Origin of the sequence: Acinetobacter sp. ANC 4973, from assembly GCF_002135275.1 — a bacterium.
Lineage (GTDB): Bacteria > Pseudomonadota > Gammaproteobacteria > Pseudomonadales > Moraxellaceae > Acinetobacter > Acinetobacter kyonggiensis.
On sequence record NZ_NEGM01000002.1, the window covers coordinates 128271 to 152757 of the forward strand.

Sequence of the window (24487 nt, forward strand, 5' to 3'; positions counted from 1 at the left end):
GGAGAGGGAACTAAAAGGAAATAAAACAAAAGCCAAACAAAGCCCGTTGTCAATCAACGGGCTTTGACTTTACAATCAACTCAGAAATTCATTTACCCATCTTTGGGATAAAACAGAGGAAAAAGCATGCACTTAGTTCAACGTGTTGCAGCGGTTGTATTAACTTTGGGGCTAAGTGCCAGCTTAGTCGGTTGTGGTTTCCATTTAAAAGGCATGAACCCAACGACTGCCCCTGCCGCGTACTCTAAAATGAGTTTAGCACTGCCAAATAACACCGAAGAATTACACGAAAAACTGGCGATTTATTTGGGTGCAACGGGTATTCAGCTGAGCAATAATTCCGATGCTTATGTGTTACGCGTACTGGAATACACTCCACAACGTCAAGAGCTTAACGGTAAATTGGTAGAAACTTTACTGCGTTTAACTGTGACTTTCCGTATTGAAGATGCACAAGGTCATCCTGTGACTGAAGCTCGAACCATTACCGCTTCACGTAGCTATCAATATGATGTGGCAACAGTAAACACAGATGACCAAGAACAAAAGTTTTTAAACCAAGTGATTGTGGATGATGTAGCACAGCAAATTGTGCGTCAAATTTCATCCAATCGTTTACCGAAAGTTGTGACCAAACCGACCCTTCCAGCAACACAACCTTAAATATAGACTTGTAGTTATGAAACTTGACTATCCACAAGCACTGAAACGTGTTGACGAAGCTCGCGGCGCTTGGATTATGTATGGTCAAGAGCCATTACTTGAACAAAATTTACTGGATGCTTTTCGTCAAAGTTGGCACAAACAAGAAATTGAACGGCAGCGCTATGACATTAACAATGTCAGTGATTGGAAAAATGTTTTTAATGCTTTAAATAGCTTATCGCTCTTTTCCACTCAATTGGCAATTGAAGTACATGGCAATATTAAGCCAGATGCCAGTAGTCTTAAACTGCTGAAAAACTATATTCAACACAATGAGCAAAACCTGTTGCTGGTGGTGATGCCCAAACAAGACAGCAGCAGTTTAAAATCCAGTTTTTTCCAAGTCGTGGATGCCAATGGCGTCACTGTGCCTCTGACTGCCAACTATCCACAAGATCGACAACGGATTTTAAGCATTGAGGCAGAAAAGCTCGGGATTAAATTGGCCAGCGATGCTTGGCAATGGCTTGAGCAGCACCATGAGCACAATTTACTGGCGGCAAAAAACAGTCTCATGCGCGTCAGTGATACTTTTGCCGATGTAGATATCATTCAGATTGACCATTTGTACTCCTGTTTACAGGATCAATCGCGCTATACCACCTACGACTTAAATGATGCACTTCTTGCTGGAAACTTAGCCCAAGCAATTAAAATTTTTCAATATTTGGTTGCCTCAGGCGAACCCATGAGTCTGATTTTATGGAGCATTAGCAAAGAAATGCGCTTACTGATGCAATTGTTTGAGCAACCACAAAATGCCCTACAACTGGGTATTTGGAAAAATAAAGTCAGTCAATATCAACAAGCTCTTAGACGGCTCAACCCAAACTGTTTTCTGACTTGGCCCCAACTATTGATGAGAATTGATGCTGCTATTAAAGGGATGTCCAAAGAAAACTCTGAACATCTAATACTACAAGCCATTAGCAGCATGTGTGGTAAAAGCTTATTTTGATCATCGACTACTTAGTTGAAAAAACGTGAAAACCAACTTTTACCCTTTTTCTGTTCTTGTGCGCGTAAATAATGCAGCATATTATCACGCACCGCATCGACATAATCTTGATCATCATGTTGAATATGATTAATCAACCACTTTGACAGCAATCGATACAAATCATTTTCAACAGATTCCCCCTGATCAAATTTATGCCGATAATCATTCAGTCGTTTAACAAATAATTCATGTATACCTCTATGGGAAGGTAAATACTGATAACGCACTTGTTCAAGTAAGTTTTCTTCGAAGCTAAAATGTGACTGGGTATAATCAATTAAATCATCTAAAACTTCTTTAATTTTATCGCGCTGCCCACAGATTCTGATTTGTTCTAATCTATTAATATAATCTAAAATTTGGCGATGCTGATTATCAATCACATCGATTCCAATATTATAACTTTCATTCCACTCCATGCTTTATCCCCTCACAAATGTCCGTATTAAAGTAATGATTTTTCGCACAATTATGATGCTTAATGTTTTTACCATTAATCCCATAATTATTTTATGGTTTTAATCTTACAAGTTTTTTTTATTTAAATCTACAGATAAAATATAGATTTTTTAGGTATTTATAGAAAATAACCCGCTAAATTTTCAGATTCAAAAATCAGCAATAATTGGCAATATAAAACCATTACAGCACCGACAGTTCAGCTGGTTTTTCAAATATCTCTTCTCACAGCAAGACTTTTGAGCATATTTACAAACAAGCTAAAAATAAGAGTGCATCAAATTCACAAACAATATTCTGAATTATGGCTTTAAAAAATATGAATGAAATTTTATAGAAATTATGTAAAAAAATATTTTAATATCACATTTAAACCTCAGTTAGGTCACTGTCTATTTTACTGAGTATATCGGCATGAGCCTGCTGATAATCATCGAAACGGATCATCTAGAAATTGATCTATTCTATCTTGAGCAAATTCATCCCAAGAGAAAACAATTCTCATTTGTTTTTAAAAAGTTCACGTTTTATCCTTATTTAACTTTTATACTCTATTTAATTTTTTGAATTCTTACGATCACTATGCCAAAAATAAAACCATCCAAAATAATCGTTGCTGTGGTCTGTATTCTGGCTATTGCAGTTACTGCATGGTTTTTCTTTAAACCTCAGCAGCAGCAGCCCCAATATATTAGCTCTGAAGTTGTACGTGGTGATATTGAAGATTCTGTGCTTGCCACAGGCGTACTTGAAGCGACCAAAATGGTCAGTGTTGGTGCTCAGGTTTCAGGTCAGGTAAAAAAAATGTATGTCAAATTAGGTGACCCAGTGAAACAAGGTCAGCTGATTGCTCAAATTGATTCGATTCGTCAGGAAAATGATTTAAAAACCGCTGAAGCCAGTATTAAAAACCAACAAGCTCAATTGGCAGTCAAACAAGCCAATCTGGCCAAAGTACAATCTGAATATCAGCGTCAACAAGCCATGTATGCACAAGATGCAACATCTCGTGCAGAATTAGAGTCAGCATTGGCCAGCTATAAAACGGCACAAGCGGATATTTTGGCCATTAATGCACAAATCGAACAATCTCGCTTAACGCTTGCAACAGCCAAAGAAGATTTGGGCTATACCCAAATTATTGCGCCAATGGACGGCACGATTGTTGCGATTGTGACTGAAGAAGGTCAAACCGTAAATGCCAACCAAAGTGCACCCACCATTGTTAAATTAGCAAAACTTGACACCATGACCATTAAGGCTGAAATTTCTGAAGCCGATGTCATGAAAGTTGAACAAGGTCAGATCGTTTATTTCACCACTTTGGGCAATAGCGATAAAAAACATTATGCAAAATTACGCCAAGTAGAACCTGCACCGGATTCAATTAATACTGAAACCAGTAGTACATCATCGTCTAGTACTGCGATTTATTACAACGCATTATTTGATGTACCGAATGAAGATGGCAAATTACGCATTGATATGACGGCACAAGTTTATATCATTCTCAATGAAGCCAAAAATGTCTTAACCATTCCTGCAGCAGCAATACAAGGCTCAAACCGTTCTCAAGCGAAACGTAGCGATACAGCAAAAGAACCAACAGCGAAAAGTTCAACCGATCAAACTCAGACAAATCGTCCGAAACGTCTCGAGCTATCTGCGGAAGAAAAATCACTCATCGAACAAGGTAAAGCGTCTTTATCTATGGTTCGCGTGGTTCAAGCCGATGGCACAGCAAAACCTCAAGCGGTATTGGTGGGCTTAAATAATCGCGTCACTGCCCAAATCATCAAAGGCTTAAAACAAGGTGACAAAGTGGTGATTGCAGATGCTTCAGACACCTCAAATGATGCTGCAAAACGTAGTAACCGCGCAGGCGCTGGTCCAATGAGAATGTAATCATGAGTCAAAATCAAGCACCTTTGCTCAAGGTCACCGATCTGACTCGTGAATTCCCTGCTGGGGAAAACACCATTCAGATTCTAAAGGGCATCAATTTAGAGATTTATGCTGGAGAACTGGTCGCCATTGTTGGGCAATCGGGTTCGGGTAAATCCACCCTAATGAACATTCTCGGATGTTTAGATCAACCCACAGCGGGCAGTTATCAGGTCAAAGGGCGTGAAACACGCAAATTAGAAGCTGATGAACTCGCACAACTACGTCGTGAATATTTTGGTTTTATTTTTCAGCGTTATCACTTATTGGGCGATTTGACTGCCGCAGGCAACGTCGAAGTTCCAGCCATTTATGCAGGGGTCGATGCCTCTGCACGACAACAACGCTCAACCCAACTGCTTTCTGATTTAGGTCTAGCTGAAAAAACCCAAAACCGCCCCAGTCAACTTTCAGGCGGTCAGCAACAACGTGTTTCGATTGCGCGTGCATTAATGAACGGCGGTGATGTGATCTTAGCCGATGAACCCACAGGTGCATTGGATAAAAACAGTGGTATTGAAGTAATACGTATTTTACGTGAACTCAATGCCAAAGGTCATACCATCATCCTCGTTACCCACGACATGAACGTGGCAAAAAATGCCTCACGCATTATTGAAATTAGTGACGGTAATATTATTTCCGATCGTGTCAATGTGCCTGAGTCGGATGGCGAAGTACTTGAAAAGCAGCAACTCGATCGCACACCACAAAAGAAAACGCCTTCTTGGCGTTCAGCAGCAGATCGACTGGCTGAAGCCTTTCGCATGGCATTATTGGCCATGAATGCGCACCGTATGCGGACCTTCCTGACCATGCTTGGGATTATTATTGGCATTGCATCGGTCGTTTCAGTGGTGGCACTTGGAAATGGCTCGCAAAAACAAATTTTAGAAAATATTAGTAGCTTAGGCACCAACACCATTACCGTATTCCAAGGTCGTGGTTTTGGCGACAACTCTAAAACAGCCCAAGTCAAAACCTTGGTTCCTGCCGATGGTGAAGCTTTAGCTGAGCAGCCTTATGTCGATGGGGTCAGCCCTTCCGTCACCAGCAGCGTTACGGCCCGATTTAAAGATACTGAGGCATCTGCCACGGTAAATGGAGTAAGTGAAGACTTTTTCTATGTCAGAGGCATGACTTTTCAATCTGGACAACCTTTTGACAAAGAAGGCGTGACTGAACGTGCTCAAGATGTGGTGATTGATGACAACACCCAAAAAACCTTCTTTAGCGATGGGACGAATCCTGTAGGTCAAGTCATCCTTTTGGGCAGTGTGCCGAGTCGTATTATTGGCGTGATTGAAGCGCAAAAATCAATGATGGGAAATTCTGACAGCTTAAATGTTTACCTCCCCTACTCGACCGTCATGAGCCGTATGCTGGGACAGTCGAATGTCCGCAGCATCATTGTCCGTGTGAAGGATGAATATCCAAGTGCTGCCGCTGAAAATGCCATTCTAAATTTATTGGTGCAACGTCATGGTGCGCAAGATGTCTTTACCCAAAATTCGGACAGTATTCGAGAAACCATTCAGCAGACCACACAAACCATGACCCTGCTCGTCTCTGCAATCGCGGTCATTTCATTGATTGTTGGAGGAATTGGTGTAATGAATATTATGCTGGTTTCAGTAACGGAACGAACTCAAGAAATTGGCGTACGTATGGCGGTTGGGGCACGGCAAAGTGACATCTTGCAACAGTTCCTGATTGAAGCAGTATTGGTGTGTATTTTAGGCGGTATCTTAGGCGTACTTTTATCTTTAGGTATTGGACAGTTGATTGGTCATTTTGCCAGTGATACTTTCCAAATGGCCTATTCAACCACCTCTATTATTGCAGCCTTCGTTTGTTCAAGCATGATTGGGATTATCTTTGGCTTTATCCCTGCCCGTAATGCAGCACAGTTAAATCCTGTAGATGCACTTTCTCGCGAATAAGGATACTCAAAAATGCAGATGAATTTTAGCAAACTTGCCACGGCCCTCATATTGAGTAGTTCGCTGGTCGGTTGCGCTGCGGTGGTGAAAACACCGTATCAACAACCGAGTGTAAACATCCCAAATCATTTTCAAAACAGTAAAGTCATAAGCCAACAAGTGCATGCCAATGTTTATGCAGATCAATGGTGGACTTTATTTGGTGATACTCAGCTCAATCAATTGGTCAATCAAGTCCTCAGCAGCAATACTGATTTAGCCGTTGCAGGGATTAATTTACAGCAAGCACGATTACAAGCAGGCTTAGCGCAAAATAAACAAGGCCCACGTGTCAGCTCAAGTATCTCTGCGGGGCACAATATTGAACTAAATTCAGGTGATGACTCTTCACGTGGCTTGTCACTGAGCGGTGGTGTCAGCTATGAATTGGACTTGTTTGGAAAACTTGCGAACCAAACAGAAGCAACACGTTGGGAAGCACTGGCAACTGAACAAGACTTGCAAAGTACCGCGCAAAGCTTAATTGCGACCACTGCCAACTTATATTGGCAATTGGGTTATCTCAATGAGCGTTATCAAATTGCGCAGCAAAACCTAGCCAGCACACAGAAAACTTATGAACTGGTGCGTACCCAATATCGTGCGGGTGCAGTGTCAGGTTTAGACCTGACCTCTGCGGAACAAGCCGTACAAAGCCAAAAAGCCACGTTAAGTCAAATTGAACAGCAGCGCGTAGAAGCACGTACTGCTTTGGCCGTTTTACTGCACATGCCCGTACAGCAACTCAATATTCAAGAACCCACTCGCTTACCGCGTATTGGGCTGCCCAACATTGCAGCAGGCTTACCTGCGGACTTGCTTGCGCGTCGTCCAGACTTACAGGCTGCCGAATTACGTTTACGTAAAACCTTAGCCAGCAAAGATGCCACCAAAGCCAGTTATTACCCGTCAATCAGCTTGACTGGCAATTTAGGTTCATCCAGTACATCGTTAAGCAATCTATTGCAAAATCCGGCTTTAACTTTGGGCGCAAGCCTGAGTTTACCGTTTTTGCAATACAACGATATGAAAAAAGATTTGGCAATCAGTGATTTGGATTATGAAAAATCGATTCTTCAATATCGTCAAACCTTGTATCAAGCATTTGCTGATGTTGAAAATGCGTTGTCGGCACGGACTGAATTGAATAAACAAGTGGCGCTGCAAGAACGCAATGTCCTACTTGCTGAAAAAACTGAGCGTTTAACTGAAGTGCGTTATCGTAACGGTGCCATTGCACTTAAAAATCTATTAGATGCACAAGCCACCACGCGTAATGCACAACTGTCTTTAGTACAAACTAAGCAAAGCCAATACAATGCCTATGTCACCTTGATGCAGGCTTTAGGCGGTAGTCCAATCAAACCGTTACCTTAAGCTAAAAGCCCCCAATAACAAGTGCCCTTGTAACTAATGCCAGTCAGTTAAAAAATTGACTGGCATTTTATTTTTTAAACTCATGATGTTATTGGACACGCGGAAACGTCATCCGCAACTGTTCGAGGCAAAACTATTTTAAAAAAGTAAGGTTTTTGCGATTTATTAATCAATAAAAGGGATTTGGCGAGTTTTGCGGATGACAAATGCCTTTGATTACTTTGGGCTTATCCAAAGTAATAGATGAGCTCCAAGTAGTTAATTTAAAAATATAAGACTCCGTCATGAATAACTAAAAACTAAGGACTTTATTTCTAAAATCCTTAACTGACTGGTATTACCCTTGTGACACATTTCTTGGTCAGCTTAAAGAATAAAAGCCCCAGTCGGAGCTTTTATTCTTTAAGCAATTTGCTCATATTTAAGCACTTAAAAATCAGGGCGATAATATTGGTAAGTCAAACCACTTTCTTTATACACATCATAACTTTTTTGTCTAAAATCAGACACCCATTGCGTACCCGTAAACCCAGCAATATGACCATAGGTATGCTTATTGGTTCGACGAATAATATAAATATCCCCTTGTTTAGGTGCATCAAACTTAGGGTTAATTTGTCTATACCCAATTTTCATCAGGGTGTTGCCCCAATCCGAGGCAGCAATAGGATGGCTTTTGAACTGCGCACCAGCTGACTCCAAAGCCACCCTGATACTTTTTGCACATTTTTTTGAACTGGTTTGACGGGTAATACTTTGCAATCTTTGGGTGAATTTATCAATATCAATTCGCTGCGCACTGCCAGAGGTATAGTTTTTATTTTTTGATTTTTCTGGTCTGATGATCGCATCTGGATTTACTGTAGATTTATAGCTTTGACCTGCTTTTGAACGAATAATGATTTCTGTTGCTGTAGGTGCATGAATATCGTGCATATCCACATGTTGATCATAAACCATTCCAAACCTCTAATTTCTCTTTAAGCACTGCACTTACCGTTTGCAATACACATACTTGATTATTTATCAGCTGTGAATGGTAATGCCAGAATGTTAATTTTTCATATAAAATATGTAAGATATTTTGTCTTTGTTAACACAGAAGCACTAACTGGCTATTTTTTAATTTATTTTTAGTACTGTAAAAGTAAAATAAAATTCATCTGCAAAAAAATTCACTCCGCAAATAGCGCAGTAATAGGTCTTTTTTCTCAATATTCCAGCCCATGACCCAGCAATATTACATTCAAATTCGGTATTTCTGGCCCCACGCCTCAGCCCAATTGCCCATGCTTAACGCTTAAAAAAGCCCTCATTTTAGTATAGACTGCTAGGTTAACTCGACTTAGATGATCCTTTCGCAACAAGCCTTCAATGATGAGGTTTGTGCTTAGGGGAACTCAACTTTTTGGAATTTTTATGAAAGCGTATTTAGACCTTTTACAACACATCCTCGACAACGGTGGCGACAAAGGCGATCGTACTGGAACAGGTACACGTTCTGTATTTGGTCATCAAATGCGCTTTAATCTTGCTCAAGGTTTTCCGTTATTGACCACCAAAAAAGTTCATTTTCGCTCTATCGCGATTGAATTATTATGGTTCCTCAAAGGCGACACCAACGTGAAATACCTCCAAGACAACAAAGTTTCAATTTGGGATGAATGGTCAACCGCAGAACAAACGGCGCGTTTTGGTCGTCCTGAAGGCGAGCTTGGTCCCGTTTACGGTCATCAATGGCGTAATTTTGGTGCGACGAAAAAAGCGGATGGCTTATATGAGCAAGATGGTTTTGACCAAATTCAATGGTTAATCAACGAAATTAAAACCAATCCAAATTCACGTCGTTTAATTGTCTCGGGTTGGAATCCAAATGAAGCGGGCAATGTTGCCCTTCCACCTTGTCACACCCTGTTCCAGTTCTTTGTGCAGAACGGCAAACTCTCTTGCCAATTGTATCAACGTAGCGCAGACGTGTTCTTAGGTGTTCCATTTAACATTGCCAGCTATGCACTCCTTACTCATATGATTGCCCAAGTCTGCGGTTTAGACGTGGGTGAGTTCGTTTGGACGGGTGGTGATACACATTTATATGTGAACCATTTTGAACAAGCACAATTGCAATTAAGCCGTGAGCCAATGCCACTGTGCCAACTGAAATTAAATCCAGAAATCAAAGACATCTTCGCATTTAAATTTGAAGATTTCGAAATTGTCGATTACCAATCACATCCGGGTATTAAAGCCCCTGTTGCGGTTTAATTGGTTCTTTTCATATTTATACCCCCAAATCATAATTCCTCGAAATCCGCCTTTATCAAGGCGGACTTTCAAATTTAAGTTTGGGGGATATCAAAATTAAGGCGAGCTTTATGACATTTCAAAATTTAGAAGTTGTTCACGTTGTAGCAATGGATCAACAACGCTGCATTGGTAAAGCAAATGATTTACCTTGGCATATTTCTGCTGATCTCAAACACTTTAAAGCCATCACCCAAGGTAGTGTCGTAATCATGGGACGTAAAACACTAGAGTCTATGGGACGTACCCTGCCAAAACGGGTCAATTGGGTCATTACTCGTGACCACAACTGGTCATTTGAAGGGACAAAAGTCGCGTATTCAATTGAAGATGCTTTAACTCAAGCTGTTGCCGATGTACAGGCTTCTGAAAAACCGACCAGCATTTTTATTATTGGCGGTGGTGAAATTTTCAAACAAACCATGAATATTACTGATCGCCTAGAACTGACTCATGTCGAACTTGATGTTCAAGGCGATGCCTATTATCCAGAAATTCCCACTGAATTTAAAAAGGTCGCAGCGGAACAACATATTGACGACAAAACAGGGATTGCTTTCGAGTTCGCAACATATCGAAAATAAAGCAAAGAATTATTTATCACAGTCAAATATGCATAATATTGGAAAAACAGAATTTTTTACTGCTTTGGGTATGGGGCTACTGCACTCCATATTCAGTCTGTTTGTTATTTTGTCCTCTATTTGGCTGTGTCTTGCTTTATGGTTCCAAGAACCGTTAGGTGGGTTGATGACCCGTATACTGATTGGCATCTGGATTGCTTTTGCACTCAGTATTATTGGAATTTATACTACCCAAGCTTTCTTTAGCCGTCACACCGATATCTTGCTGTATATACTTGGCTTGCTCTGCGGCTTATGCTGGTATTTTGGCTTAGAAGCCAAACAAGATCGTGACTGGAATCGCGAAGTTGCGCAAGTGCTTGCTTATGAACAACAAGGCGATCTTGTCACCTTACACAATGTCCGTAATTTTAATTGGCATGCAGATGGTCATTATGATGAACGCTGGGAATCTCGCCAGTTTGATTTAAAGCAAATCACAGGGGTCAATATTATTACCTCCTACTGGATGGGACCACGTATTGCCCATACTTTGGTGAGTTTTGATTTTGCCAATAGCCGACCACTCACCTTCTCGATTGAAATTCGCAAAGAAAAAAATGAAGAATTTTCGACCATTGGTGGTTTTTTTAGAAAATATGAACTCAGTCTTGTGGCTGCGGATGAAAAAGATTTAATTTATACGCGTAGTAATAGCCGTGGTGAACAGGTCTATTTCTTTCCCATCAACATGTCGAAAGCAGAAAGCCGCGCTTTATTTGAACAATATCTACGCAAATCCAATGACTTAAAAAAACAGCCCAAATGGTATAACACGCTGACCAGTAACTGCACCACGCTAGTCTTTGATATGGTGCAAGCGGTATCTAAACAACATTTACCAATCGATTATCGTCTACTGGCTTCAGGTTATTTACCCAATTATCTGTATGACTTAAATGCTATTTCACATGACCTTAGCATGAAACAATGGTATGAAAAAGCGCATATCAACCCACGGGTCAGTGAGTTAAATGATCTTTCTAGCACACAATATTCAGCGCTTATTCGGCAAAATTTACCGCAAAGAAAAATCGAGAACCCACAATAAAACTGCAACTTTAAAATAAAAAACATACATTTAAAGCTAGTTAAATACATTTTTTTTTGCTTATATAGCCTATAAGTTAAATTAAAAAATGAGACATGAAGATGTTAAAAAAATTATTAACGATCAGTATCATTGGTGCAGCGCTTGCTTTTACAGGTTGTGAAACGGTGCCAAACGCCTCTTCGACCATTGAAACTGCAAACTTAATTCAATTGCAAAACAAAACTTGGATTGCAACACATATTGGTAATAGCGAAATTAAAACCGCACCCAGCGCACACAACATTCCAAGCTTACAATTTGATGCAGCAACAAAGCGCGTAAGTGGCGCGGATGGCTGCAACCGTATTATGGGCAGCTATGAAGCTGGACGAGATAGCTTAGTCTTGAGTCAAATGGCAGGAACAAAAATGGCATGTTTAGACAACAACAATGTCTCTCAAAAATTTAACCAAGCATTAGATCAAGTGGCAAACTATCAAGTATTTGGTAAAACACTCAAATTGCTTGATCGTCATGGCAATGTCCTGATTCAGTTTAAAAGCTCAGTTCAACCGCGCTAAATTGCAACGATAAAAAGTCTGTTCAGTCAGACTTTTTACTTTCAACCATCAATAAAGACATTGTAGCTTCATAAAAAGCCCCTATATTAAAAACAATAAACAAATACAGGATAAAACCATGCAACAAGCATTATTTGGTGGTGGATGTTTTTGGTGTGTCGAAGCCATATTTTTACAGCTTAAAGGTGTGCAGAAAGTGGTCAGCGGTTATGCAGGCGGTCATACTGACAACCCTAATTATGACGATATTTGTCGTGGTGACAGCAACCATGCAGAAGTCATTTTGATTGATTATGATGAGACACAAATTAGCTTCGAACAACTTTTAGATGTATTTTTCACCACCCATGATCCAACCACGTTAAATCGTCAAGGCAATGACATCGGGACGCAATATCGTTCTGTGATTTATTACCTCAATGATGAACAGCAACAGCAAGCGCAACAAAGCATTGATCAACTCAAAGCTGATGGTTTAAATATGGTGACTGAACTGAGCCCTGCACCAAAATTTTACCCTGCTGAAGAATATCACCAAAACTTTTTTGCCCGTAATCCATCACAAGGCTACTGTAACTTTGCGATTCCACCCAAATTAATGAAATTACGCAGTAAGTTTCAACACTTACTTAAGTCTGAATAATCTCTATTTTGGAGCAAATTTCAGAAATAAAAAAGCGACCTTAAGGTCGCTTTTTAAATGATCGGATTAGTTATCACTAAGGAAAGCAATATCACTGAGCCCGGCTTCGCTCGCACGTGACATGACTTGTGCAACAGTATCATAACGTGCTTCTTTATCTGCACGTAATTGAACCGTTGGCTTACGTTCAGCTTGACCCGCTTCATTCAAACGAGTTTGTAACTCATCTAAACTAATCACTTCGGCATTCCAAGCCACTTCACCATTGGCATTAATACTTACGGTGATTGCTTTAGGTGGCGGCTGAGTAATTTCCGCTGTGGTTTTTGGTAAAGTTAATGGAATTGATGGGTTAGCAACGGTTGCTGTCACCAAGAAGATGATCATCAATACCAACATAATATCGATGAGTGGAATGAGATTCATCTCATTCATGCCTGCATCGTTGTCTTCACCCAATTGAAAGCCCATTAAGCTTGACCTCCAACTAAACCTTGTTGTGTTGCTTTGGCTTCTACTTTTTGTGCAGCAGAATCTTGTTGCAACATGGTGTCAATTAACAAACCGTGTGCTTGGTCTTGTAACTCATGTGCAAAGCTACGGTTCGCACGTGCACAAATGTTATAAGCCAGTACCGCAGGAATAGCGACCGCCAAACCTAAACCAGTCATAATCAACGCTTCGCCCACTGGGGTTGCCACTTGTGCTAAACCAGCTTGACCACTTTTACCGACAGCAACCAAGGCATGAAAAATACCCCAAACTGTACCAAATAAGCCGACAAAAGGTGCTAGTGAAGCAATCGTACCTAAAACAGCAACACCTTTTTCCGCATTTGCTTTTTCCGCAGAAATTTGACGCAATAAAGCTTGTTCTGCAACCGCTTTACGTTGTTCAAAATTCAAAGGCGAAAATTTTGCTTTTAACTTGCTTAACGCTTGAGAAAGTTGAGCATAAGCTTGTTGCTTCAGTTGGCGAGTCCCGATTAAACGTAAAACGAAGATCGTCCATGTTGTAATCGACATTGCCAATAACACGAAATACAGGGTTTTACTCACCGCATCTGCATGTTGCCAATAAACTGAAAAGTTCATACTCGAACTCCTGATAAAAGTTAGCCGTTAGGGTTCAATGTCAATTCAAATGGTTGGTCAGCACTAATTGGATAAGCCACGCCATTTTCTTTGTACGGTTTGAATTTGGAACTACGCACTGAGCGTAAAATCTTTTCATCTAAAGCAGCAACACCACTTGAACGTGCAATACGCGCAGAAGTAATCACCCCTTTTTCATTTGCTTCAATATGCACCACCACCGTACGCGTTTGACCATCTAAATCTTTATTGTTATATGACGGTTTAGGCGAACGACTCCATTGCACTCCCGAACCACCAATCGATACACTTTTCGGGGAAGGTGGTGTTGATGGTGCTGGGGGTGAAACAGGTGCAGGCGCTGGTGCAGATTTAATCACTTTCGTTTCAGAAACAGTAGTCGTTACAACAGGAGATGGCGTAGGTTTCGCCTCAACAGGTTTCACAACCGGTTTTGCCGTTTCTGCTTTTTTAACTTGTTGAACTTTCTCGACCTTTTTCGGCGGTGGAGGAAGCTGCTTTTCTACAATTTTAACTTGTTTTACTTCTTTAGGCTTCGGCTTTTCTTTTTTCGGTTCAGCTTTAGGCTTTGGAGGTAACGCCTTTGGTGGCTCTTGAATTTTAACAAAACGAACTTGTAAAGGTTCCTTTTCAATCGGTTTGAGTTCAGGGGTCTTCATTTGCCCCACCGCCCATAACACGCCCATATGACCGACCACCACTGCAATAAGTGCGGTGATAATTTTCTTTTTCATCGGATTGGGAGTTTGCATATGTAGAGCAGAAGATTGACTCATTAAAATCAGTTACCTAATTCAAGCGATTGTTGATCAATAAAGATTTAAACAATCAAACTCATCGGTTAGTACAATTAAAGTAGCCTAATAATAAATGAGAAGTGTTTTCATTTGCAACTATTAATTCGAAAGTTTTAATGAGTTTTTTAAATCAAAAACAAAAAAGGCATGCCTAAAGCATACCTTTTGAATCGATCATTTTAAAAAACTATTGGAAAACAACCGTCTTATTACCATCGACAATAATACGGTCTTCTAGATGCCATTTCACCGCACGCGCCAAAACATTGCGCTCGACATCCTGTCCAAGTTCACGTAATTGATCAACGGTAAAATCGTGATTTACTCGCTCTACATCTTGTTCAATGATTGGACCTTGATCGAGATCAGCCGTTACATAATGCGCTGTTGCACCAATCAGTTTCACCCCTTTTTCATAGGCTTGCTTATACGGATTAGCACCGACAAAGGCAGGTAAAAATGAATGATGGATATTAATAATCTTCATTTCCCATTTAGAAACAAAGCTTTCACTTAAGATTTGCATATAACGTGCAAGTACAAGTAAGTCGTTGCCCTGCATGATCTCATCAATTTTTGCGTAAGCTTCTTCTTTATTGTCTTTATTCACAGGGACAACAACAAAAGGAATACCAAAATTTTCAACTGATTCACGTAAATCTTCATGATTTGACACTACTGTTGTAATTTCACATGGCAAACCACCACGCGCATGACGCCACAACAGCTCAAGCAAAGCATGATCAACTCTAGAGACTAAAACACCAACTTTTTTAACATCACTCACCAATGCCAAACGCCAATGCATGTTATAGCGCTCTGCAACATTGCTGGCAAAAGTGTGGGTTAAACTTTCTTTACGGCTTTGCAAATTATCCAGTTCAAACTCAACACGCATGAAATAACGCCCGCCCTGAGCTTCAGTCGCGTATTGATCAAGTGCGGTAATATTTGCTCCTTGATGATACAAAAAGCTCGATACAGCTTGCACGATCCCTGGTTTATCCTCGCAAGTAATCAGTAAACGTGCTGTGTTAGCAGTGGTCATATTCATGTTGGTTTATATCACTAATCAGTTAAATTGAAAAACAAGCCGAGCATTCTAACGCTTTTTTAAGGCTTTCTAAATAGGCTATGTAGCATCGTGATTTTTACTTGAGGATAAGCTCTCAAAAAGTTCTGAAGGGCCTAACGTTTCAAGCAAATGTTCATAAGTTTGACGACTTTCACCCCGTAAATATGCCCCTTCTAGGAACACCATTTGACGTAATGCCTGCCAAACCCACTTTTCTTCTAAAGTATTTGAATCGGTAATATGACCCGACATATATAAGAAGTTGGTCCAGTTGGTCAAAACAATCCACAAGTTAATAATGAGAGCCTCAATTTCCGAGTCCGTCATTTGCATTAACCCTGCATTGACAAAGGCTTTATAAATTTTCTGCCCCTGCTGCATCACCTGACCCGCAAAACGTGGATACATTTTTCGAAAATCTTCATTATTTTCAACCAAATGATAAACATCACGATGCAGAAAACGATAAGCCCAAAGCTGACTGCTCAGCACTTGAAAATAGCGAATCTTATCATTGGCATCGAGCAAGCGATCATCTGGTAATGCAAGCATTTCCAAAGTTTCTTTTTGGTACTGCTCCATTAACTCTTTGATAATTTCATTTTTATTACGAAAGTGGTAATACAAATTACCCGGACTCATATTCAGTTCAGCTGCAATATGATTTGTTGTCACAGAACGTTCACCGCGCTCATTAAACAACTGTAAGCTGAGCTGTAAAATACGTTCTTTGGTTTTCACCGTTTTGGAGTGAGACATCCTAAAGTAACCATTCATTCAATAGGTTAGCTAGCTAACACATAAAGTAACTTGACTATTTAGAGCTTTTACTCTAAAAAATAAATTAATCGCTTTTTATTTAATGGTAATCGGTCATGAACAGTCAAACAAAAACAACTTCAATGACACCACATTCTTCTGATATTCAGCACTTACATGATGTGCTAGAACAACAAAAATATGCCTATCAACGCCATCCTTTACCAACAGCAAAGGAACGCATTGATCGTTTAGCACGTCTAAAGCGTATCTTAGTTAAGTATCAAGATCAATTTGCTGAAGCAATTAATCAAGACTATGGTAACCGTTCCATTGGCGAAACCAAAATTGGGGAACTGCTCACTTGTCTTGAACATATCAAATATTATAGCAAGCATTTGACCCATTGGATGAAACCTTCGAAACGCCATGTTGGAATTATCCATCAACCGGCAAAAGCTTGGGTGCAATACCAACCTTTAGGCGTTGTCGGCATTATTACCCCTTGGAACTATCCTTTATTGTTGTCGATTGGCCCTCTCATTTGCGCGATTGCGGCGGGTAACCATGCCATGATCAAAATCTCAAGTGCATCGAGCGAGTTTGGTCAGGTGCTTGAAAAAGCGCTCAATGAAGCATTTCCAATCGAATTAGTCGCAGTCATCAATGGCGGTGGGAAAATCTCCGATGCCTTTAGCCATTTAGCCTTCGATAAAATTATTTTCACAGGTTCTACCGAAATTGGCAAAACGGTCATGGCCGCAGCAGCGCAAAATTTAGTGCCTGTCATTTTAGAACTTGGTGGAAAATCACCAGTATTGGTTCACCCTTCTATCGATTTACAAGATGTCGCGCAACGTCTGGCGGCAGGTAAATTATGGAATTCGGGGCAAACCTGTGTTGCACCCGACTATATGTTCCTACCGAAAGGCAAAACGGCTGAATTTATTGAACACTATAGTGCCTGTGTCACAGAGATGTATCCGAATATTGAATATAATCAAGACTACACCTCAATTATTAATGACAAACAATACAATCGCCTCCAAGGCTATTTAGAAGATGCACGCAATCAGGGTGCTAAAATTATTGAGGTTAATCCTGCACATGAAAATTTAAGTTTAGTTCGGAAAATTGCGCCAACATTACTAACGGGCGTAACCACAGAGATGCAGATTATGAAAGAGGAAATTTTTGGTCCTATTCTGCCCATTCTAGAATATGATCAAATTGACGATGTTATTGAGTTTATTAATAGCCGTCCTCGTCCACTTGCATTATACTACTTCGACTTTGATCAAGCGCGTGCTGATTATGTCGCACAGCGTACTCATTCAGGGCATTTCGGACAAAACACGGTTTTGACCCATGTTGCACAAGATGACTTACCTTTTGGTGGGGTCGGTGCTTCAGGTATGGGGAAATATCATGGTCCAGAAGGTTTCTTCAGTTTGTCACATGAACGGTCAGTGATGTCTAATCCTAAGCTGTATAGCTTAAAATTTATTCTTCCACCGTTTAACAAGCCGATTCATCGACTAATTTCAAAGACCCTTCTTCGATAACTGATCAAGGCATGATCTATCACACATAATCATGCTGTGTTTTTATTAAATTCGCTTGTCTTTTAAGCGTATTTTTGGTATAAAACGCCCCTTGAATGATTTCATCCGTTTACTTTTAATGACTAGCGCACAATCGGTGCTGTCTAGCAATGGAGTTCACCATGTCTAAGGTTTGCCAAGTTACCGGCAAGCGTCCAATCGTTGGTAACAACGTATCGCACGCAAACAACAAAACCAAACGCCGGTTCGAGCCGAACCTGCATCACCACCGTTTCTGGTTAGAAAGCGAAAAACGTTTTGTACGTCTTCGTTTAACCACTAAAGGTATGCGTATTATCGACAAATTGGGTATCGAAAAGGTTGTTACTGACCTTCGTGCTCAAGGTCAAAAGATCTAAGGAGTCTGAACCATGCGTGATAAAATTCGTCTAGTTTCTTCAGCTGGTACAGGTTATTTCTATACCACTACTAAGAACAAACGTACTATGCCGGAAAAAATGGAAATCAAAAAATTTGATCCAAAAATCCGTCAACACGTAATTTTCAAAGAAGCTAAAATTAAATAATTTTTGCTTTTTTAAAAAAACGACCTTTTGGGTCGTTTTTTTTGCATTTTTTTTGCCCGACTTGATAAACTTTAAAACAATCTTTTGGCATTTTTTGTGCTTATCCTTTTTACCCTTAACCTAGGCTTAAGGAGTTTTTAGTGCCTCATGACATAGATCTGATTATATTATTGGCCGTTGGCTTTGGACTTGCGCTTGTTTTTGGCTATATTGCCGCTCGTATACGTCTCCCTCCCCTAATTGGTTATCTCATTGCCGGTATTATTATTAGTCCGAATACACCCGGTATAGTCGCAGACATGCATCTTGCCAACCAATTGGCTGAACTTGGGGTCATGTTCCTCATGTTTGGTGTTGGGATGCACTTTTCCTTAAATGATTTAATGCAAGTCCGTCGCATTGCTTTACCCGGAGCAATTTTACAAATTGCTGTGGCAACCTTACTGGGAATCGGTATTTCCATGATGTGGGGCTGGAGTTTTGGTTCTGCCTTGGTCTTTGGCTTAAGCCTTTCCTGTGCCAGTACTGTTGTTTTACTCAAAGCCTTAGGGGATCGGGGTTTACTCAACTCGGTCAACGGGAAAATTGCCGTAGGCTGGTTATTGGTTGAAGACTTGGTGATGGTTCTGGTTTTGGTTCTCCTGCCTGCCACAGCCGTTTTACTGGGTGGAACCCCTATTGCAGGATCAGATCCTGCTGCAAATATTTGGATGACCTTAGCAGTCACCCTGCTTAAAGTCGCGGGCTTTATTGCCTTTATGTTGATTATTGGCAAACGCTTAGTTCCCTTTATTATGCAAATTGTCGCGCGCTTAGGTTCGCGTGAACTTTTCACCCTCACCGTTGTTGCTGCTGCGGTTTCCATTGCTTTTGGCGCCTATAAAGTTTTTGGCGTATCCATGGCACTCGGTGCATTCTTTGCAGGTATGGTGGTCAAAGAATCAGACTTTAGTCACCGCGCTGAAGAAGAAACTTTACCCCTACGTGAAATTTTCTCCATTCTGTTCTTTGTTTCTGTCGGCATGTTATTCGACCCAAGAATTTTAATTGAGCAACCGCTGCATGTCCTTGCTGTGGTGGGTATTATTATGATTGGTAAAACCATTGCTGCTATGGCACTGGTGCTGTTCTTCCGCTACCCAATTAACACCGCCTTAAGCGTAGGTGCAAGTTTGGCACAAATTGGCGAGTTCTCCTTTATTCTGGCGACCTTGGGTGTATCTCTACAACTCTTATCCATTGAAGGTCAAAACCTGATTCTTGCTGGTGCCCTAATTTCAATCACCTTAAATTCTTTTGTATTTTCTGCAATTGAACCTATTCAAAACTGGATTCGAGAGCGCTCGCATTTGGCGCGTTTACTCGAACGTAGTGGTGACCCGCTCTCTATGCTGCCAGATGAAGTCTCTCAAGAATATTTACGTGATCAAGTGGTGATTGTCGGTCACGGTGAAGTGGGTCGTCGTATTACACATACACTGATGCAAGATGGCATTAAAGTGGTGATTGCTGAAGAAAACCGAGAAATTGTCGAAAATTTACGTGAGAAAGGGATTGCCGCAGTTTCGGGTCATGCCACCGAAGCTGGTGTACTGATTCAAGCACATATTCAACATGCGCGTTTACTGGTGCTCTCACCGATGGATATTTTAGATATTCATAAAATTGTCGATATTGCCAAAACATTGAATCCGCAAATTCAGGTATTGGTCTGTGCCGAAAGCAAGGAAGAAGCGGAAGTGATTCGTCGTGAGGCGATTGGTGAAGTGTATTTTGCCAAAGAGGAAATGGCAAAAAATATGACCAATCATATTCTCAATCAAATTCAGATTGCGCATCATCAAGATCCGACGCATTAGGTTTTTGTGATAAAAAATGCACTCTTTAGTGTAATGCTGACCAGTTAAGGGGTTTTACAATTAACCCCTTAGCTTTTTAGTTATTCACAACAGAGTCTTACTATTTTAAATCAAATTTTTGGAGCTCGTTTGTTCTTTTGTTTAGCCAAAAGAACCAAAAACATTTGTCATCCGCAAAACTCGTCGAATACCTTTTATTGATCAATTCATCGCAGAAACTTTACTTTTTCAAAGTAATTTTGCCTCGAACAGTTGCGGATGACGTTTCCGCGTATCGAATAACATGATGAATTAAAAAAGAAAATGCCAGTCAACTTCTTAACTGACTAGCATTAACTCTTTAGTGCGTTTTTTTATGGGAAAAATCAACTCAAATGCTGAGGTTGCTCATCCACTATTTCTGCATGTAATTCATTGACTTGCTTTTCCATCAAAGCATATAAAGCAGCTTGCACCATATGTTGTGCAATCACTGGCATCTGATCGCCCAACAGCATCTTCACTTCATCATTAAACTGAATTTTAACTAAGGGTTCTTTTTCAGAGCCTGCATTTCGCAATGCCAACTCGCCACCTTCAAGTTGAACCAATTCTAAAATCGCTTCTTGATTACCAAATAATTCTTTCAACTGTTCTATAGACATATATCCTCCATGTTTAACATGGTGGCAAAGGCTGTTGCACTTTGCATTACGTAGACTATTTATATAAGGTCAATGCTAAAAACTTCAAGAGCAGATCATAAAGATTAAAACTCGACCATTTCGTTACGAAAACCATCAATCAGCTGGGTTAAATCACGGTGCCATTCACGCAAAATTTTGGTATCAGGCAACCATGCTTGTGGGGTTTGCGTCACTTTAATAATTAAATTTGATGATGTTTCATTTTCTGGTTCTGGCGCGCTTGGTTCAGGTGCGTATTGACACATACGATAAGCGCGTTTCAATTCTGCAATAAAACCATGTTTTGCCAATTGCTGCATTACCGTGACTTCTGGAGAGACTTGTCCTTTTGCAGCCATATGCTCTTCAATCGATTTCAGGGTCGGTGCAACGTCATTTAAACGATAATAACGAACCAATTCTTGTAAAAAAGCCAATACTGCACCATGCAAGTGAAATACGGCAGCTTCACGATGTGCCTGCATCTGTTGAAGATGTTCGATTTGCTCTGCTTGTTGACATGAAAGACGTGCAAAATACAGTTTTTGATTGGTACGGTCAGCATGGAAGCGAGCAACACGGGACATAATGATATTCCTAAATTTTGGCGTTTTTTACACAGCTAAGATTAAACTTTATTTGAAGCAATTCACAATAAGAATTATGCATGATCCATTTCAATTAAATAAATTTTCCGCTTTGCAGGGACTTCAATTTTGTCCTTAATGGGTCGAATATTACTGAGCTGCCAAGCAAAATAACCTTCTGCCCAATAACTTGCACATGCAGCTTCAACCTCATTGGGCTGCCAAACATGGACTGACTCGACATCGACTAAAGCCACTGCTACCCCCAGTTCCTCATCAGCATCATGGTTTAAAAAAAATTTATTTTCGACAATCAATAAATTTTTTAAAGGGAGTTGCTCAGGTTGCCATGAGCGAACCTCTAAAGTTTTCATGCCTTGGGCAATGCGTTGTCCACTTGGTGCCACAATAGAAAGTGCTGAAAATTTTCTTTTCATTTTCATTTACCCATAAAAAAGGAGCCATAGCTCCTTTTTTATCTTTATTTTGCTTCTGACTTAACGTCAGCTTTCGCTTCAGGCTTATTTTCGGCCTGTTTTACACGGATACCATGTCCGTGCAAACGAAGCGTATTTAAACCTTTAATCGCTCTCACAGCTTCACGACCATGTGGCATATCGACAAAGGCAAAACCTTTAGATTTACCTGTTGCAGGGTCTAAAATCAAATTACACGCATTCACAGTACCAAATTCTTGAAATAGCTTCAGTAATTCAGCTTCTGTTACTGTACGTTCTAAATTACGAACTAAAATTTTCATCTCACAACCTTTAAATAGGCAAAATCATCAAAAAGCACTCGCCTACTCGACTTTTTGAACTTCGCAATAAAAAACAAAATAACGCAATTGCTATAGTTTAATCGAGATCAATGCCAAAATCTAAATTAATCGATTGACGTTCAATTAAAGCGCTTTTTACCGTTTGTTGACGGGTTTTGTGATGGGTTTCCATGGTACACAAATTGCGGGTCAAATCATTGAGAAAATAACTTTCCACTTTACGCCCTTGTTCATCGACCTGATCACGTGCCCAAAGGCTTAAATTTTGCTTGGTCAAAATCAATTCATTTTGTGCACGGGTTAATGCCACATAAAGCACACGACGCTCTTCTTCCACATCATCAAAACTGCCTTGCGCACGTGCATGTGGATACTGCCCCGCAGTCACATTGGCCACATAACAAATTTTCTGCTCTGTCCCTTTGGCAGAGTGAATGGTGATCAGCGTGACCACATCATCGTCTGATTGGCGTTCAATTTCAGAAATTGACACGGGATCGAGCACATACTCTTCTAAAAATTCACTCAGCTGTGAATGTTTCGATGCCAATTGTTTCACCAACTCAAAATCACCCTGACGGCGATTCCAGTCTTTTTTATAATTTTCGGCAAGCTGTGTTTCAATGGCTTGAATAGCGAGACTGACACAAGCTTGGACTTCTTGTTTGAGCACTGTCATTTGCTTCATCAGCAATAACGTCTGTGCAGGAATGCGAGCGAACTTTTCCAACTTTTCAAAAATACCATCCATATCGGCTTGTTGCAGAAGTTGTTGTGCCAAACGACTCGCGCCCACATCACCCACGCCATTCCACAACGTCAAAAAGCGCATCCACGCAATATCATCCAAAGGATTGGCAATCACACGCAACAAACTTAATAAATCTTTCACATGTGCAGTTTCAAGGAGTTTCATGCCACCAATAAAACGGTAGGGCACATTGGCTTGAATACAGGCGGCTTCGATATGACGTGCGGCAAAACTTGAACGCACCAACACCATATGGTCACGCCATGCATTTCCAGCCAAATAATGACGCTCTTTAATGTCAATCGCAATCCATTTTGCTTCATCAAATTCATTGGGGAAAATGTGCATTTTCGGCTTAACACCTTCACCCCGATGCGCATCTAAGCGTTTGTCATATTTGATTTCACTTTGATCCAGTAACCAATTCGACAAGTCTAAAATTTCTTGCGTCGAGCGATAATTCTGTTCCAATTTAAAAATCTGCGCATCAGGTACACGCTCTTTAAAATGATGAATATTTTCAAAATCCGCACCACGGAAACCGTAAATCGATTGCGCATCATCACCCACACAAAAGAGGCTCACTTTGTCTTTGAGCGGCTCAAGCAAAGCCCATTGCAGTGGATTGGTGTCCTGCATTTCATCGACCAACATGTGTTGGCAAATGGATGATACATAGTCAACTAAGCCTTCGGATTGTTCTAGAGCCGAAGCCACAATCGCCAAAATATCATCATAATCCAAGAAGCTACGTGCACGTTTTCGTGCTTCGTACTCTTGCATGATTGCGGCAATTTGATCTTTAAACACGATATGTTCAGGATGCTGTTTTTCTAAAGCCACACTCAGTTTTTGACGGGTATTACGGGCAAAAGAATACAGATCACAAAGTTCTTTCGGTTTCGGCAGTTGATTCGGGTTGTTTTTATCATCTTTGCCGCGAATGAGACGAAACATCATGATCTGGTCATCACGGTCGATAATCGTAAATTGTTCCAGACCAAATGCTTGAGGAATACGGCGCAATAAATACATACAAAACGTATGAAACGTCGATGCACGTAAACCTTTGGCTTGCTCGCCCAAAGCCAATTCTACACGTGCGACAATTTCACTGGCTGAACGACGAGTAAATGTCAAAATTTGAATTTGATTGGCCGGCACACCTTGATCAATCAGATATGCTGCACGTGCCACTATCGTTTTGGTCTTACCACAGCCTGCCCCTGCAAGTACCAAGCTATGTTTTGTTTCAGTGGTTGCTGCTTGCTTTTGTTGAGGGTTTAATTCATTAATCAGGGTGGCTAAACTCATGGTGT

Annotated in this window: 26 protein-coding genes; 14 read left to right on the plus strand and 12 right to left on the minus strand. The window is 40.5% G+C overall.

Annotation, left to right across the window (positions count from 1 at the left end):
• Positions 1-126 precede the first annotated feature (126 nt).
• Together lptE and holA are read left to right on the plus strand one after the other, a co-directional pair.
• Positions 127-663, plus strand: a complete 537-nt coding sequence (gene lptE / locus B9T30_RS03570) for an LPS assembly lipoprotein LptE (RefSeq protein WP_086165025.1) — start codon at positions 127-129, stop codon at positions 661-663.
• A gap of 16 nt (positions 664-679) precedes the next feature.
• The gene (gene holA / locus B9T30_RS03575; RefSeq protein WP_086183804.1) at positions 680-1663 is read left to right on the plus strand and encodes a DNA polymerase III subunit delta; all 984 of its coding nucleotides are present in this window, start codon (positions 680-682) and stop codon (positions 1661-1663) included.
• Positions 1664-1674: 11 nt separating this feature from the next.
• On the opposite strand, the gene B9T30_RS03580 is transcribed toward holA, so the two are convergent.
• Positions 1675-2124: a bacteriohemerythrin gene (locus B9T30_RS03580; RefSeq protein ID WP_086183805.1), complete on the minus strand. Its 450-nt coding sequence runs from the start codon at positions 2122-2124 to the stop codon at positions 1675-1677.
• A 622-nt stretch (positions 2125-2746) separates the two neighbouring features.
• Between B9T30_RS03580 and B9T30_RS03585 the strand changes: the two genes are divergently transcribed.
• The 3 genes from B9T30_RS03585 to B9T30_RS03595 are packed head-to-tail and all read left to right on the plus strand — an operon-like array spanning position 2747 to position 7467.
• Positions 2747-4069, plus strand: coding sequence for a MacA family efflux pump subunit (locus tag B9T30_RS03585; RefSeq protein ID WP_086183806.1), 1323 nt, complete (start codon positions 2747-2749; stop codon positions 4067-4069).
• Positions 4070-4071: 2 nt separating this feature from the next.
• Positions 4072-6051 (plus strand): MacB family efflux pump subunit, encoded by a 1980-nt coding sequence (locus tag B9T30_RS03590; RefSeq protein WP_086183807.1) that lies wholly within the window; start codon positions 4072-4074, stop codon positions 6049-6051.
• A gap of 12 nt (positions 6052-6063) precedes the next feature.
• Entirely contained in the window at positions 6064-7467 is a 1404-nt protein-coding gene (locus tag B9T30_RS03595; RefSeq protein WP_086183808.1) for an efflux transporter outer membrane subunit, read from the plus strand.
• Positions 7468-7896: 429 nt separating this feature from the next.
• Here B9T30_RS03595 and B9T30_RS03600 read toward each other — a convergent pair whose 3' ends face one another.
• Positions 7897-8427 (minus strand): CHAP domain-containing protein, encoded by a 531-nt coding sequence (locus B9T30_RS03600; protein ID WP_086183809.1) that lies wholly within the window; start codon positions 8425-8427, stop codon positions 7897-7899.
• 459 nt (positions 8428-8886) lie between these two features.
• On the opposite strand from B9T30_RS03600, the gene thyA reads away from it, so the two are divergent.
• From thyA to msrA, 5 genes are all read left to right on the plus strand, one after another.
• Positions 8887-9729: a thymidylate synthase gene (gene thyA, locus B9T30_RS03605; RefSeq protein ID WP_086183810.1), complete on the plus strand. Its 843-nt coding sequence runs from the start codon at positions 8887-8889 to the stop codon at positions 9727-9729.
• A 110-nt stretch (positions 9730-9839) separates the two neighbouring features.
• Positions 9840-10352, plus strand: a complete 513-nt coding sequence (locus B9T30_RS03610) for a dihydrofolate reductase (RefSeq protein ID WP_086183811.1) — start codon at positions 9840-9842, stop codon at positions 10350-10352.
• Between the two features lie 28 nt (positions 10353-10380).
• Positions 10381-11442 (plus strand): DUF4105 domain-containing protein, encoded by a 1062-nt coding sequence (locus tag B9T30_RS03615; protein WP_086183812.1) that lies wholly within the window; start codon positions 10381-10383, stop codon positions 11440-11442.
• A 101-nt stretch (positions 11443-11543) separates the two neighbouring features.
• Positions 11544-12005: an META domain-containing protein gene (locus B9T30_RS03620; protein ID WP_086183813.1), complete on the plus strand. Its 462-nt coding sequence runs from the start codon at positions 11544-11546 to the stop codon at positions 12003-12005.
• 118 nt (positions 12006-12123) lie between these two features.
• Positions 12124-12648, plus strand: a complete 525-nt coding sequence (gene msrA, locus B9T30_RS03625) for a peptide-methionine (S)-S-oxide reductase MsrA (protein ID WP_086183814.1) — start codon at positions 12124-12126, stop codon at positions 12646-12648.
• Between the two features lie 66 nt (positions 12649-12714).
• Here the strand turns inward: msrA and B9T30_RS03630 are convergent, their stop codons facing one another.
• From B9T30_RS03630 to B9T30_RS03650, 5 genes are all read right to left on the minus strand, one after another.
• A complete protein-coding gene (locus B9T30_RS03630) occupies positions 12715-13119 on the minus strand; it encodes an ExbD/TolR family protein (protein WP_086183815.1) in 405 nt (134 codons plus the stop codon).
• On the minus strand, positions 13119-13742 hold the full coding sequence (locus B9T30_RS03635; protein ID WP_086165038.1) for a MotA/TolQ/ExbB proton channel family protein: 624 nt from the start codon (positions 13740-13742) through the stop codon (positions 13119-13121). The genes B9T30_RS03630 and B9T30_RS03635 overlap by 1 nt, the downstream gene beginning before the upstream one ends.
• 20 nt (positions 13743-13762) lie before the next feature.
• Positions 13763-14539, minus strand: a complete 777-nt coding sequence (locus B9T30_RS03640) for a TonB family protein (RefSeq protein ID WP_086183816.1) — start codon at positions 14537-14539, stop codon at positions 13763-13765.
• Between the two features lie 208 nt (positions 14540-14747).
• On the minus strand, positions 14748-15614 hold the full coding sequence (gene purU, locus B9T30_RS03645) for a formyltetrahydrofolate deformylase (protein ID WP_086183817.1): 867 nt from the start codon (positions 15612-15614) through the stop codon (positions 14748-14750).
• Between the two features lie 78 nt (positions 15615-15692).
• On the minus strand, positions 15693-16394 hold the full coding sequence (locus B9T30_RS03650; protein ID WP_086165040.1) for a TetR/AcrR family transcriptional regulator: 702 nt from the start codon (positions 16392-16394) through the stop codon (positions 15693-15695).
• Positions 16395-16510: 116 nt separating this feature from the next.
• Between B9T30_RS03650 and B9T30_RS03655 the strand changes: the two genes are divergently transcribed.
• The 4 genes from B9T30_RS03655 to B9T30_RS03670 all read left to right on the plus strand — a co-directional run bounded on the left by B9T30_RS03655 (position 16511) and on the right by B9T30_RS03670 (position 20384).
• Complete coding sequence (locus B9T30_RS03655; protein WP_086183818.1) at positions 16511-17959, plus strand: coniferyl aldehyde dehydrogenase; 1449 nt, start codon at positions 16511-16513, stop codon at positions 17957-17959.
• Between the two features lie 161 nt (positions 17960-18120).
• Complete coding sequence (rpmB, locus tag B9T30_RS03660; protein WP_086165042.1) at positions 18121-18357, plus strand: 50S ribosomal protein L28; 237 nt, start codon at positions 18121-18123, stop codon at positions 18355-18357.
• A 12-nt stretch (positions 18358-18369) separates the two neighbouring features.
• Entirely contained in the window at positions 18370-18525 is a 156-nt protein-coding gene (gene rpmG / locus B9T30_RS03665) for a 50S ribosomal protein L33 (protein ID WP_001205031.1), read from the plus strand.
• Positions 18526-18665: 140 nt separating this feature from the next.
• Positions 18666-20384 (plus strand): cation:proton antiporter, encoded by a 1719-nt coding sequence (locus tag B9T30_RS03670; RefSeq protein ID WP_086183819.1) that lies wholly within the window; start codon positions 18666-18668, stop codon positions 20382-20384.
• A gap of 365 nt (positions 20385-20749) precedes the next feature.
• On the opposite strand, the gene B9T30_RS03675 is transcribed toward B9T30_RS03670, so the two are convergent.
• The 5 genes from B9T30_RS03675 to B9T30_RS03695 all read right to left on the minus strand — a co-directional run bounded on the left by B9T30_RS03675 (position 20750) and on the right by B9T30_RS03695 (position 24482).
• Positions 20750-21028, minus strand: coding sequence for a hypothetical protein (locus B9T30_RS03675; RefSeq protein ID WP_086183820.1), 279 nt, complete (start codon positions 21026-21028; stop codon positions 20750-20752).
• Between the two features lie 104 nt (positions 21029-21132).
• Positions 21133-21636 (minus strand): DUF6586 family protein, encoded by a 504-nt coding sequence (locus tag B9T30_RS03680; RefSeq protein ID WP_086183821.1) that lies wholly within the window; start codon positions 21634-21636, stop codon positions 21133-21135.
• Between the two features lie 74 nt (positions 21637-21710).
• Positions 21711-22073 carry an ASCH domain-containing protein gene (locus B9T30_RS03685; RefSeq protein ID WP_086183996.1) on the minus strand — a complete coding sequence of 121 codons (363 nt, stop codon included), beginning with the start codon at positions 22071-22073 and terminating at the stop codon, positions 21711-21713.
• A gap of 44 nt (positions 22074-22117) precedes the next feature.
• Positions 22118-22396 carry an RNA recognition motif domain-containing protein gene (locus B9T30_RS03690; RefSeq protein ID WP_086183822.1) on the minus strand — a complete coding sequence of 93 codons (279 nt, stop codon included), beginning with the start codon at positions 22394-22396 and terminating at the stop codon, positions 22118-22120.
• Between the two features lie 97 nt (positions 22397-22493).
• Entirely contained in the window at positions 22494-24482 is a 1989-nt protein-coding gene (locus B9T30_RS03695) for an ATP-dependent helicase (RefSeq protein WP_086183823.1), read from the minus strand.
• Between the last annotated feature and the right edge of the window lie 5 nt (positions 24483-24487).